17 protein-coding genes and 1 tRNA gene are annotated in these 12702 nt (G+C 40.3%); 4 read left to right on the forward strand and 14 right to left on the reverse strand.

All coding sequences use genetic code 11. The features are described from left to right. Nucleotide 1 precedes the first annotated feature (1 nt). Nucleotides 2-880 (reverse strand): hypothetical protein, encoded by an 879-nt coding sequence (locus DKB62_RS03715; RefSeq protein WP_107196592.1) that lies wholly within the window; start codon nucleotides 878-880, stop codon nucleotides 2-4. A gap of 222 nt (nucleotides 881-1102) precedes the next feature. Between DKB62_RS03715 and DKB62_RS03720 the strand changes: the two genes are divergently transcribed. Then, nucleotides 1103-2092, forward strand: coding sequence for an IS30 family transposase (locus DKB62_RS03720; protein WP_107196804.1), 990 nt, complete (start codon nucleotides 1103-1105; stop codon nucleotides 2090-2092). On the opposite strand, the gene DKB62_RS03725 is transcribed toward DKB62_RS03720, so the two are convergent. The 3 genes from DKB62_RS03725 to DKB62_RS03735 all read right to left on the reverse strand — a co-directional run bounded on the left by DKB62_RS03725 (nucleotide 2070) and on the right by DKB62_RS03735 (nucleotide 4404). Next, complete coding sequence (locus DKB62_RS03725; protein ID WP_107195743.1) at nucleotides 2070-2816, reverse strand: DUF6734 family protein; 747 nt, start codon at nucleotides 2814-2816, stop codon at nucleotides 2070-2072. The two genes, DKB62_RS03720 and DKB62_RS03725, sit on opposite strands and share 23 nt — an antisense overlap. A 12-nt stretch (nucleotides 2817-2828) precedes the next feature. Continuing rightward, entirely contained in the window at nucleotides 2829-3881 is a 1053-nt protein-coding gene (locus DKB62_RS03730; protein ID WP_107195744.1) for a hypothetical protein, read from the reverse strand. Nucleotides 3882-4176: 295 nt separating this feature from the next. Further along, entirely contained in the window at nucleotides 4177-4404 is a 228-nt protein-coding gene (locus DKB62_RS03735; protein ID WP_107195745.1) for a DNA translocase FtsK, read from the reverse strand. Nucleotides 4405-4605: 201 nt separating this feature from the next. Here DKB62_RS03735 and DKB62_RS12525 point away from each other — a divergent pair, with 201 nt between their 5' ends. The 3 genes from DKB62_RS12525 (at nucleotide 4606) to DKB62_RS03745 (ending at nucleotide 6094) form a co-directional block, all read left to right on the forward strand. After that, nucleotides 4606-4893, forward strand: a complete 288-nt coding sequence (locus DKB62_RS12525) for a hypothetical protein (RefSeq protein ID WP_157949670.1) — start codon at nucleotides 4606-4608, stop codon at nucleotides 4891-4893. 76 nt (nucleotides 4894-4969) lie between these two features. Further along, the gene (locus tag DKB62_RS03740) at nucleotides 4970-5947 is read left to right on the forward strand and encodes a helix-turn-helix transcriptional regulator (protein WP_107195746.1); all 978 of its coding nucleotides are present in this window, start codon (nucleotides 4970-4972) and stop codon (nucleotides 5945-5947) included. A 56-nt stretch (nucleotides 5948-6003) separates the two neighbouring features. Further along, nucleotides 6004-6094 (forward strand) — tRNA-Ser (locus tag DKB62_RS03745). A 659-nt stretch (nucleotides 6095-6753) separates the two neighbouring features. Here the strand turns inward: DKB62_RS03745 and DKB62_RS03750 are convergent. From DKB62_RS03750 to infA, 10 genes are all read right to left on the reverse strand, one after another. Then, nucleotides 6754-7296 carry a lecithin retinol acyltransferase family protein gene (locus tag DKB62_RS03750; RefSeq protein WP_107195747.1) on the reverse strand — a complete coding sequence of 181 codons (543 nt, stop codon included), beginning with the start codon at nucleotides 7294-7296 and terminating at the stop codon, nucleotides 6754-6756. 1464 nt (nucleotides 7297-8760) lie between these two features. Continuing rightward, entirely contained in the window at nucleotides 8761-9069 is a 309-nt protein-coding gene (locus DKB62_RS03760) for an MTH1187 family thiamine-binding protein (RefSeq protein ID WP_107195749.1), read from the reverse strand. Nucleotides 9070-9175: 106 nt separating this feature from the next. After that, nucleotides 9176-9658 carry an 8-oxo-dGTP diphosphatase gene (locus tag DKB62_RS03765; protein ID WP_107195750.1) on the reverse strand — a complete coding sequence of 161 codons (483 nt, stop codon included), beginning with the start codon at nucleotides 9656-9658 and terminating at the stop codon, nucleotides 9176-9178. Next, nucleotides 9655-10089 (reverse strand): DUF3783 domain-containing protein, encoded by a 435-nt coding sequence (locus tag DKB62_RS03770; protein ID WP_232818761.1) that lies wholly within the window; start codon nucleotides 10087-10089, stop codon nucleotides 9655-9657. The genes DKB62_RS03765 and DKB62_RS03770 overlap by 4 nt, the downstream gene beginning before the upstream one ends. A gap of 59 nt (nucleotides 10090-10148) precedes the next feature. Beyond that, complete coding sequence (gene rplQ, locus DKB62_RS03775; RefSeq protein WP_087478737.1) at nucleotides 10149-10487, reverse strand: 50S ribosomal protein L17; 339 nt, start codon at nucleotides 10485-10487, stop codon at nucleotides 10149-10151. A 17-nt stretch (nucleotides 10488-10504) separates the two neighbouring features. Continuing rightward, on the reverse strand, nucleotides 10505-11482 hold the full coding sequence (locus DKB62_RS03780) for a DNA-directed RNA polymerase subunit alpha (RefSeq protein ID WP_095629603.1): 978 nt from the start codon (nucleotides 11480-11482) through the stop codon (nucleotides 10505-10507). A 49-nt stretch (nucleotides 11483-11531) separates the two neighbouring features. Next, nucleotides 11532-11924 (reverse strand): 30S ribosomal protein S11, encoded by a 393-nt coding sequence (gene rpsK, locus DKB62_RS03785; RefSeq protein WP_087478739.1) that lies wholly within the window; start codon nucleotides 11922-11924, stop codon nucleotides 11532-11534. A gap of 28 nt (nucleotides 11925-11952) precedes the next feature. After that, on the reverse strand, nucleotides 11953-12321 hold the full coding sequence (gene rpsM / locus DKB62_RS03790; RefSeq protein WP_087478740.1) for a 30S ribosomal protein S13: 369 nt from the start codon (nucleotides 12319-12321) through the stop codon (nucleotides 11953-11955). A gap of 22 nt (nucleotides 12322-12343) precedes the next feature. Next, nucleotides 12344-12457: a 50S ribosomal protein L36 gene (gene rpmJ / locus DKB62_RS03795; protein WP_007391661.1), complete on the reverse strand. Its 114-nt coding sequence runs from the start codon at nucleotides 12455-12457 to the stop codon at nucleotides 12344-12346. 24 nt (nucleotides 12458-12481) lie between these two features. Next, on the reverse strand, nucleotides 12482-12700 hold the full coding sequence (gene infA, locus DKB62_RS03800; RefSeq protein WP_007391714.1) for a translation initiation factor IF-1: 219 nt from the start codon (nucleotides 12698-12700) through the stop codon (nucleotides 12482-12484). Nucleotides 12701-12702: the final 2 nt, after the last annotated feature.

Below are 12702 nucleotides of genomic sequence, written 5' to 3' on the forward strand. Positions count from 1 at the left end.
TTCACTGTTCCCCTTTTCCAACCGTGACCAAACTGTACTTTACTATTTTGCCGGACACAGCATGCGAATACCCTGACAGCTCGACTGCTTGGACTATACCTAACTGACTGCTATCAGAAGTTTTTCTCATCCAGCGACTATCAAAAGGTATATTCCTCTGTATGTCCAAACGCTTATACAAAGGATACTGCTGACTGTCATTTACCCGGTCAAAACAAAAATCAAAAATCCGGCAAAGACATTGTACCTGCGTCTGTTCTAATTGGCGATTATTAATTTTATTACAGATATAATCCCAAAATTTATCTAACCGATCTTCCTGCAAAGCACAGCAGAAAAATGATATCGGCGTATTTGCCCGGCCAAACAACCCCTTAATTTCAGTTCTAACGTCATCGCTTAACGTTTGATATTCCTGATATATTTTTTCTATTTCCCCATAACATTTTTCATAATCTGCTAGCTGTTTTTTTATCTCTGCTGCATCTTCAAGCGTCTTTTTTCCTGCTTCGAGAGCTTTTTCTGCCTTTTCTTTTTCTTCTCTGCAGACATCCAACTCCTGTTTCAGTTCTTTTTGCTGCATCTTCAGCTCATTATAATTCGAACTTCTTTCATCACATTCCTTCGTTTTTTCTTTGAGCCGTTTTTCTATATTTTGTTTCTCCTTTTCGCAGGCAGCCAAGTTTTGTTCTAATTGTTCCACCTGCTCTTTCTTCTCATCAAAAGCTTGGCATTTTTCATCATATTCTTCTTTGCTTACTAACCCATCTATATTAATAAATTTTCTTTTTAACTCGACAAGATGGGTTTCAATATATTCTTCTATACATTTTTCAATGTACTTTTTACATTTTTTTTTGCTTTCAATTTTATCACTCATTGACAGACCTACACTTTCATATATGTACGAAACCACTCATAATACTTCAGCCATTCTGCCCATTGGGGAAAGTCACGCTTAATTCTTCGCATGCATCTATGGCAAAACATGTCATTGTATATTGGCGAATTTACAATACAAGTGCAACACCTATAAAAAATGACACATAGGTTTCTGATATAATAATGCTACCAAACAAAATCTATATCTCGGAGGAAACCTATGTGCCACTATCATCATCTTACTCTATCTGAACGAGAAAATCTACTCTTTTTTCGCGCGCAGTCCTATTCTATCTCTCGAATTGCGGCGGCCCTCGGCCGAGATAAATCCACGATCTCACGGGAACTACGCAGAAATACAGTGAACGGCAAGTATCTGCCCATCACCGCACAACAACAGTATGCCCGCCGCCGTAAGGCATGCAAGCCTCACAAGCGGTTAGAGAATGCCGAGCTATTCGCATTGGTTAAAAATCTCTTCCTGGTGCATCATTGGTCCCCAGAAGAAATTGCCGGACGCTTGCAGCTGGAACATCAGAAGGCACTCCTTAGCTATGCAACGATTTACCGCGCCATATATGCCGGTATGTTTGATGAAACGTCGTCCTCCCATGGGTCCCGCGGTGCGGTCCGCCGCTTGCGGCATCATGGAAAATCCCGGCATACCCGGCAATATCAGGAACGACGGGGTTCTATTCCCATCTCTCACGATATTTCGGAACGGCCAGCAGGAGCCGCTAACCGCTCCCGGCGAGGACATTGGGAATGTGATACCATAGCAGGAAAGACAGGAAAAGCCTGTCTGGTTACGTTGGTAGATAGAAAGAGCCGGTATCTGGTAGGAGGCAAAGCAGCCAAAAAGACAGCACAAGCCGTCAATACGGTATTGCTTCAGGTACTGCAAGGGCAACCTGTAAAAAGCCTTACGCCGGACAGAGGAAAAGAGTTCGCCCATCATGCCGCTGTCACGGAGGCCTTGAACGGCGTGCCGTTTTATTTCCCGCCGCCGCATCAGCCCTGGCAGCGGGGAAGCAACGAAAATACCAATGGCCTAGTCCGAGAGTATTTCCCGAAAGGGACGGACATCACACTCGTTCCAGAAGCCTATGTGCAAGCTGTTTTTGCAGAACTAAATCGCCGTCCCCGAAAATGTTTAGGATACAAAACGCCATACGAAGTACATTACTCTAAAAAGTTGCACTTAGCTTGACAATTCGCCTTTTATTCTTCCGCAGCGTCTCTTTTTCGCCCCAAATATGGGTAAATACGTTCTGCCTGCCATCAAATAAATCCCTCAGCTGACAAAAACTATGTATGCGACACTGCAGCATATCTGCACACATGGCCAACAATCGCTGCTCTGCAAATACCATATAACACAAATAATCGTCCTTTACATCAGCATGGCACATAAACCGTATTGCTTCATCACAATACATCCTGCGCAGCAGTTCATTGCCAAAAAAAGAAAAGGCTGTATTGCACGGCAAAACCGACCAATTCCAACGAGTATCAAAGGCATAGTCCTTAACATGAAAAAATTCTTTAGGAGGATAGATAGACATATCAATGGCTTCCCGATGAATAACAGCTACTTCATTCTCATATTTGCTAAAATCCAATGTCTTCCACACAATAAAATCTAAATCCATCATGACACAAGGGGCTTTTTGCTGCTGTAAAGCTACTATTTTAGCCCCTGCCCAAAATACATTTTCACGAATTGGCAATTCATTTAATTCATCCAATGATACATCTATACGATTCCATACATTGGCAATTCCATGTTTCTGAACAAAATCTAGTCCCAACTGATCAGTTACCAGCTTTATATTTCCATTATGCTTTCTCCATTCTAATGCTGACAAAACCATAACAAAAATTTCAAAGTCGGCAATATATTTCTTTTTCCGTAAAATGTGAATAGCGTCCATTATTTATGTTCCTTAACGTGCATCAATTAATTCCAGCCCATACCCTCCAAAGCCAGAACCGCTATGTATTTTCTCTGCCTTCGGCAGATCACTAAGCAAAACCTCAATGAAACCATATTTACTAAAATGAATATGTAATTTTGAAATAAAAATTTTATTGCCATCAGTATTAAATACGGCATATACAGCAAATTTTCTTTGCGTCAAATACACATCTTCAGCCATTTTGACATCAGCCATGAACCACATGCTGCGATCTAGCCCTACTTTTGCAGCATAATCTATAAATGGCATATCCCAATTTATCTGTATGTAAAACTTTTGCTCCTCGATATGATAATTATCTTCGTAAAGAAATACTGTGCCGACTTTCACTGGCAATAGATCTTTTACACGTCTGCAAAAATCTCTTTGTGTCTCAAAAGAATTTCTCCCTAAAGATAAATTGTAAAATAAATATAAATTTTTTTCTTCATTTTCTTCGTATGGTAAAATATTCACATTTTCCAAATTATCTGCTGCTATACATATGTTATGAAGTCGATATATCATAATATTTTTCAACGATATATCATAATCGGCAAAATTAATATTTTCTCTATTAGGCAGCGTCACAACTGCTGCACCAGTTCCTATATAATTTCGATGGTTCCAGCCCAGGGGCAGTTTAAAATCTTCATTACATAAGTATATATTATTAGGTGTTTTAGTTATTTTTATGAGCTCAGCTTGGTTTTCAACAACTTCATACTCTTTAATCCCTAGAATGCTTATATAATCAAATTTTCTTCGTTCGTTAGCAAGCGCTTGAGAAATTTCCTTAATAGCATCTAAAGTTAATGTATTTTTTTTTATATCAAAAAGATCACAAATTTGTATGATTAAATCAATATCTGTAAAGTTTTCTCGTTGAAAATATTGTTTTAAAAGATGATTTTCATATTCAAATCCGTGTTCTTCCAACCACTTGCCGAATTCCCCCTTTTTAGCGCTATCTATTAATCCATTCCATCCTACATCTGCTAAAAGTTCTTCAACAGAATAATATTCTTTTTTTATGATCATGATATATCCTCATATAATTTTCTTAAATCTTGCTGAATACACAAAAAAGGCAGCTTACGCTGCCCGACTAATTGTATTGAGGCACGCGTTTCCTGCACGTTCATCATTATAATTTTAATGAAACAGATACAGGTTTCTCCACCCCCATATAAATATTACCTAATGAATATATATGTATTAAACAATAACTAAATTATTACAATTAAATCCAATCATAAACTAAAATTATTCCTTCATGGTTTTTATTATAAATGTATTATTACTATAATTCAAGTAACTATTTTAAAACCAAAAATCATCTTAAATACTTAAATATTACATCCCCCTCATCCATAATAATCTTCCTTGCTTCATACCCATTTTTTCCGCTGATAATTCCCATCGTTTCCATATGCTGAATGAGCCGGTGCGCCCGATTATAACCGATATGAAAGCGCCGCTGCAGCATAGTCGTCGAGGCTTTTTGCTGCCGCAAGACCTCTGATATGGCTTCTTTCATGAGTTCATCTTCAAAAAAGTTCATACTTGTTCCTCCTCACGGCGCAGTGCCTGCGTTTTTTCATAGCCATAGCATACCATACAGCAGCGACAGATACTGTCGTCATTTGCTGCTATTCCAAAAATTACTGCAAAATGAGGAAAAATTTTTTAACACGACAAATATCGTCGTACCTATATGCTACTATCTTTGTAAAACATATTATGGAAAGAAAGATGTGAGTGTATGGAAAAAGCCCATCGTGTATTATTGTTATTTTACCGCCTCCTGAAGGGAGAACGGATTCGCAAGACTAATTTTGCCTTTGAACATCAGGTTACAGAACGGACTGTTGAGCGGGATATCCAAACCATCCGCAATTGTCTGGAAGAGCAGCATGCAAATATGTCTCTTTTATTTGACCGGACAGATGAAAGCTATTACTTATCATTTCCCAAGCATGGCGTTTCCTATTCATCGCAGCAACGAATCCTCCACTATTTAAAAGAAAGCAGTACTTCTGACGATATATAGAAAGTTGGCATTTACATCAGAATCAATTATAATGATTTTAATATAGTGCTGTCTTTTTTTATGTGAGGTATTAGCCATGAGTACATCAAAGTTAGATAGAGAATCGCCAGACAAGATCAGCCGCATCCTCAGCCTGTATACGAAATTGCGCGACGGCCGCTGTATCCATGCAGCGGAAGAAGCCGCATGCCACAATGTAACCATCCGCAGCATTCAGCGCGACATCAAGGACATTCAGGAATTTCTTCAGTACCGGCAAGACGAAGAGTTGGAGCCCTTAGCATATACAGTAGTATATGACCGCCGTCAAAAAGGGTATGTATTGAAAAATATCGAAGCGGTTACATTTTCAAACAGCGAAATCCTGGCAATCTGCAAGATTCTCCTGGACAGCCGCGCATTTACAAAGCCGGAAATGACGGCTATGCTCGATAAATTAGTGACTAACTGCGTTGCCGCTGAAAATCAGGATATTATACGGGAACTTATAAAGAACGAAGCCTTTCATTACATTGAGCCCCATCATAAAACGGTCTTCATCGATAAATTATGGACTATTGGCCAAGCCATCAAAAATCATCAGTGCATTGAAATTACGTACAAGCGCTCAAAGGATAAAAAGTTCGTCACACGAAAGCTTCAGCCTGCGGCCATTATGTTTTCAGAATATTATTTTTATTTGACAGCCTTCATTGATGACAAGGACCTGCAGCAGCATTTCGATGTTATTAACGACTCATTTCCGACAATATACCGCGTTGACCGCATTGCCAGCCTGACGGTTCTGCCAGAAACATTTCGCGTCCTATATGCGGACCGTTTCCAGGAAGGAGAATTCCGCAAGCGAGTTCAATTCATGTACGGAGGCCGCCTGAAGCGCATTCGGTTTATCTACACCGGCCCGGATGTCGAAGCCATTCTGGACCGCTTGCCTACAGCAATCATTGAAAAGAAAGATGGCAAGGCGTACACGATTTCAGCAGAAGTATTTGGCGACGGCATCAACATGTGGCTGCGCAGCCAGGGAAAAAATATTCAGCTATTAAATGAGTAAAATTTCTTGACATCAGTTACTATTCATAGTATACTATACAAGTCAGCCGATGTTGTGGAGTGATACTCAAGAGGCTGAAGAGGACGGTTTGCTAAATCGTTAGAGGTCGCAAGGCCTGCGAGAGTTCGAATCTCTCTCACTCCGCCAAAATATCAGAAAAAGAAGCACTTGGAAAATTCCAAGTGCTTCTTTTTTATTAAATAATTAAGATAACCGCTTTCCTGTCATTTTGATTATTGAAAATTCTATGTCATTGCAGTAATCAGCAGAATACGCCGCTTGACTTGTAAACGGCTGAAAAGAAGACCATGTTTCTCATGTGCTGCTCTAAACCAATTTTTTAAAGTATGTATTGTACGCTCACATTTTTCATATCGTCTATTTTTTATCTTTTTGTGCAGTTCCTATAAAAGTCACCCGGCTCTTTCATCACGCTGCAGCAATAAGTAAGTCTGCAATCCTGTCTTTTGCTTCGTCTGATAAAACTATAATATATCAAAGCAGCAAATCTATTCTAAAAAACAACAGGCCTTCATGATTGCTTTTTCTCCTCTGCACAGGCAAAAATACAATAATAGAAAAGGGCATAAATGTGCCATTTGATTAACAGGCAGTAAAATACTGCCAAAAAATGTTATTCCTTTCTGAATGTTTTTTATCTATGCTTTATTTTTTTGTCCTTTTACAGCAATGCAGCAAGCAAATCTTTCTCCTAACTACGAGTTTTCCTTTCTTGCTGGTATTTTCCTTTCTTGCTGGTATAAACGACTCTGCGACACACTTATTTATCCAACTGCATCAGTATATCACTCTCCATTTCTGCACCATTCAGCAAAATTCTCACAGTTATTCCATATAATATTATACTTTTCCTCTCCCAATCGGCTATAAGCTCTTTGAACAATTTTTTTCCTGGAATATTTCGTCTTATCATTTACTTTTAAAATATTGTCTCCGTCAGAAAAATCTTCCAGCAAGCTGATTTTAATTCTATAATCATTATATTCGATGACTTGACCATTGCCTATGTAAATAGCGTGATGACTATAAACCGTTCGATTAGCTTTTATATGATCCCCTTCTTTTAATATGCGCAGAGCCTCTTCAAGAGGATAACTTAATATATAGTCTGCAAGTCTTTCTGCTGGAGACAGTGCTTTCTCTACATTTTGAATAGATTTTTCTGTATTTGCCAGTTTTTCTGCTGCTTTAGCAATTTGACTATTAGGAGCAATTTTTTTCAAAATGCGACATGATTCTTCAAAAGTATAAGTTTCAGGATATTTAGGTCGTTCTGAAATAATAGGAGAAAAGGGTGTATCTTTAAAATTATTGTCAAATAATCCCATTTTTTATCTTGTATGATAATTACAGAAGCAAAATCATCATTTTCCTTTCTTCAAGATTTGCAGTTCAATTTTTCTGCAGCTCCGACCACTTAGCTGAAGTGCATCGCCGCTGCGCTTGTCTGAAGCGGTTATTAGCTGAATGAGGCGGAGCATACTTCTTATTTCAATCCAATCTGTAAGGATAATCGTCGTCAGGCGCCACGCATCTAACCTGAAAGAAAACGTCTCTACGTGTTATGTTGGTATTGACATTGCCAAACGCACCTATGCAGCGGCAGTTGCAGATTCTGCCGGCCCAATGATTCCATGTTCCACTGCTGCAGACGGCTTCTGTAAACTGTTTGCTGATCTCCCTTCCTGGGAAACAGACAATTTCATCATCAGCATGGAATTTACTGCTCATTATGATTGGAGTATTGTGAAAAAACGGGTACGCATTATTCATACAATGCTGACAAAGGATGTAATATTCCAGCTTTCATAACACTTACAGAGCTATCTCCTGCAGATTTTAAAAATGCCTGATTAAGTATCTTATCAAAATTACCCATTTTTAATTACAAAAAAGAAAAATTTTTGCTAACTTATTATTTATTTTTCGAAACGACTCTCCTTTATTTTAAGCAACTATACTATACCTTACCAATAAATTAATATAATAAAATTTTTTTGACTTTCTACTGCTGCACTCTTTTCTATGTGACCCTGTCCGGCAAGGAAAAAGGCAGCACTATGATCTGCATAACTATATTTTCAGAAAAATATCCTTTATATCAGCAGTACAGATTCAAAAAACAAGTTATAGCATCTATCTTTCATTTTAAGCAGCTAAATAAAATAGTACATCTGTTTTCCGCAACTATCTAACAGGCCACCTCACTGCAGAATCATAAAATTACCTAGTTATAACAGTCATCGTATCCCAACTAAGAATACAGATAGTACCAATAAATAATTATTTTATTGGACAATAAGAAGCCTTGCTGCATGCAGCAGTAACTACTTTTTTTCGCATACACAAAATTACTTTGCAGAGCTAATGCTACTGCTTTGTGCGGACTCAATTCAATTACATATCTGTTTCAATGTTCCTATGCTTCATCATAACTCTAATTTCATGCCATTCATTACAAATGATTTTCTTCATCAAAAAAATATTTTGCAATATGATTCAGTTCCTTGCAATCCTCATTATCTATTGAATTCATAATGTATTTCATATCATCTTCATCCAGCAACTCAATAAATTACTCTACATTACAAAGCAAATTTTCAAATTATTCGGCAATATTACAAATGCAGCAATTTTTTCCTCAAATGCTTTTTCTTTCTTCAATTCTTGCAGCCGTTTTGTCTCGAAATATGTCATGGTTCCAACCCTCCTTTACCTGCTCTTATCATACCAAAATAGGACGACAAAAGCTGTCGTCCTATTTTAATATGCCACTTATGAAGTTTTCACAATTATAGCTGTTCCTCGCTTAATATGCGTTCTACAGCCTGGGGCTTATGCTCCATCATATGGGTATGGCCAGGCCGTATATCTGCCTTCAACACTACTTCCGTCCTCAGTCCTTGTTCAGCCAGGTAAAATGTCGCTTTCTTAACAACAGCCATGACATCATCCCATTCTCCTTCAATTTCCGTAAACATCGAATTAGTCCGGCTGGTAAGTCCTGATTCCCGGATAATTTTTACAACCTGGGCAACATAGGGCGAATAGGAATCTCCCGTGCCGCAGGGAGCTATACAAACGGCAATTAACGTATTCATGCGCTGCGCCTCCTTTTCATTGTGATTCTATTATAAATCTCCAGCCTGCAAATCTCAATATATATGCCAAAAGCGCTGCTGAAAAATCTCAGCAGCGCCTTGCGCATTAATCGGATAAGCTGTCTACATTATGAATATCTATGGAATATACAGTATCATTATCTTCAGCAAAGGTAACCGTTCCCTTTATTCGTTTTCCTGTTAAGAGCAGGGGAATCCACGTTTTATCGCCTTTCCACATCTGCTCATACGGCAGCGATTCTGCAGAAAACCATTTCGGCTCCATTTCTTCCGTCTCCGTAATAATTCCTTCGTACGAGCGGACGAAATACACGTAGCCCAAATGATTCAGCTCCGGAGCAGCAAGAAAGCGGAAATCCAGCAGGCCGACGAGTTCCAGATCCTCACCCTTCGCCTGAAGGCCTGTTTCTTCCCATAGCTCCCGAACAGCACATTGGCGAAAAGTCTCGCCCTTTTCCAATTTCCCGCCGAAGCCATTCCATTTTGAAACGCCAAAACCGCGTTTTTTCCGGCCCAGCAGAATACGGCCTGCTGCATCAACTGGAAAGCATAATGTCGTATCTCTCATCGTTTTTTATGGAAATAAGCGTGTTCTTTATCCAATTCCTGCAGAATGGTATGGATAGTCCAGGAAATATTATTAGGCGTTACCATTGCTTTTAACGGTACGTTTTTCAACCGGCCGCGGCGGATTCCATCTAGCAGCAAATTGACTGCTTTATTGTCAAAGCCGCAAAGAATAAGCGCTTCTTTTGTCACAGGAGCTAATGAATCATCTTCTTCAACTGCCTCATGGACATTTGTCTCGCTTGTTTCTGCCTTGTCGGCAGCAATTTCAGCGATTTCTTCATCGCTCAGTCCCAATAATGCGCCGACTGTTTCTGTCTTTTCTTCTTCTGCTACGACTTTTATCTGAGATTTCGTCAGCAAGCCCAGAAGCTTCAGAAGATCAATTCGTTCCGGTGTAAAATTTACAGCTAACATCATTCGATATGCCATAGTGCATCTCCTTGTAAAAAAACCGCTGCGGCACTGTGCCACAGCGGTCTCGCAAGCTATTAAACTAATTCGATGATTACCATCGGAGCAGCATCGCCCTGACGAACGCCAGTTTTGATAATACGTGTATAACCGCCCTGGCGGTCTTTGTATTTCGGCGCAATTTCATCAAACATTTTCTTAACTACGCTTTCATCTCTTACGTAAGCCAATACCTGACGGCGAGCGTGCAAGTCGCCGCGTTTAGCCAAGGTAAGCATTTTTTCTGCTACTTTGCGGAGTTCTTTTGCCTTTGCTTCCGTCGTTTCGATGCGTTCATGCTGGAATAAAGAGGTAACAATGCTGCGCAGTAATGCTTTACGTGCAGAGCTGTCACGTCCCAACTTTCTATAAGCCATCGTTCATCCTCCTCGAATTATTCTTCGTTGGATTTCAAATCAAATCCATAATCTTTCAGTTTTTCAATAATTTCATCTACAGACTTTTTGCCCAAGTTGCGAATCTTAGACAAGTCATCTTCCGTCCGTTCAACCAAATCGCCTAACGTGTAGATATTAGCCCGTTTCAAGCAGTTCGACGCGCGAACGGACAAATCCAATACGTCAATTTTAACTTGGCTGAGCTCTGGTCCGTTATCTTCTTCCGGTTCTTCGCCGTCGGGAGTCGTAAAGGGAGCGGCTGCTTCATTAGCCTTCGGATCAGAAGCGATCTTTTGGAAGTAATCCAAATAGCTGACCATGATAGACGCAGCTTTAGCCACGGCGTTTTCAGCAGCGATGCTGCCGTTGGTCGTCACTTCAAGCGTCAACGAATCGTAGTCCATTTCGTTGCCGACCCGGATATTGTTAACCTGGTAGTTCGTCTTTACAATCGGAGAGAAGATCGAATCGATGGGAATTACGCCGATCATATCCGTATCTTTCTTATTTCTTGTAGACGGAACATAGCCCTTGCCCCGTTCGATATGGCACTGCATATAAATGTGCGCATCCGAGTCGAGGGTTGCAATATGAAGATCCGGGTTTAAAACTTCAATGTCTGTGCTTACGTTCAAATCTTCTGCAGTAAATTCGCATTCACCAGTGATATCAACCGTGATATCCAATTCATCGACTTCGTCGCGAGTGAATTTCAGACTAAGCTGTTTTAAGTTCAGGATAATTTCCGAAACGTCTTCCCGAACGCCAGGTATCGTCGAAAATTCATGCAATACTCCATCGATCTTAATGGAGGTAATTGCTACGCCGTCCAGCGAAGACAAGAGGACGCGCCGTAAGCTATTGCCCAACGTGATTCCGTACCCTCTGTCGAGAGGTTCGCATACGAATTTTCCATAAGTGCCGTCGTCGCTTCTATCAACGGTCTTAACTTTAAATTTGTTATCATCGATCATCAGGAAAATCCTCCCATTCCAGAATCAAAACAACTTGGTTGAATATCTCTTATACACGTCTGCGTTTCGGCGGACGGCAGCCATTATGCGGGATAGGAGTTACGTCTTTAATGGAATTTACTTCCAGGCCTGCTGCCTGCAATGCGCGGATAGCGGCTTCACGACCGGAGCCAGGACCTTTTACATATACTTCAACCTGACGAAGGCCGTATTCCATAGCGGCTTTAGCAGCCTGTTCAGCAGCCATCTGAGCGGCGAACGGAGTGCTCTTACGGGAACCGCGGAAGCCGAGGCCGCCGGCGCTTGCCCAAGACAAAGCGTTGCCCTTCGTATCGCTGATAGTAACAATCGTATTATTAAAGGTAGAACGAATATGTGCTGCACCCGATTCTACATGTTTCTTTTCTTTTCTCTTATTGCTTCTTGCGTTATTCTTAGCCAAAATCGTTTCCCTCCTTACTTAGAAAATCTTATTTCTTCTTACCTGCTACTGCTTTTCTCGGACCTTTACGCGTACGTGCGTTTGTCTTCGTGCGCTGACCGCGAACGGGAAGACCTGCGCGATGACGTTTGCCCCGGTAAGAGTTAACTTCAATCAGACGTTTAATGTTGAGCGCTGTATCACGGCGAAGGTCGCCTTCTACTTTATAATCAGAACCGATTACTTCACGGATTTTCTGAACTTCATCTTCCGTCAAGTCGCGAACGCGCGTGTCCGGATTAACGCCTGTTTTTTTCAAGATTTCCTGGGACGAAGAAAGACCGATCCCCAAAATATAAGTTAAACCAATTTCAACTCGTTTGTCACGTGGTAAATCCACACCGGCTATACGTGCCATCTAATCATCCACCTCCTGTCGATTAACCCTGTTTCTGTTTATGTTTCGGATTTTCGCAAATGACCATAACGCGGCCTTTGCGTTTAATGATTTTGCATTTTTCGCAAATTTTCTTTACTGACGGTTTTACCTTCATAGTTAACCTCCTGCGTAAACAATCTTACTTGAAGCGATACGTAATACGACCGCGATTCAGATCATACGGTGTCAATTCCATCGTAACTCTGTCGCCGGGAAGAATACGAATAAAATTCATACGCATTTTTCCGGAAACGTGAGCCAGTACGATGTGTTCGTTTTCCAACTTAACTTTAAACATAGCGTTTGGCAGTGCTTCTACGACGACGCCTTCTACTTCAATGACATCTTCCTTAGACATGT

It is taken from the genome of Megasphaera stantonii, from assembly GCF_003367905.1.
Taxonomy (GTDB): domain Bacteria; phylum Bacillota; class Negativicutes; order Veillonellales; family Megasphaeraceae; genus Megasphaera; species Megasphaera stantonii.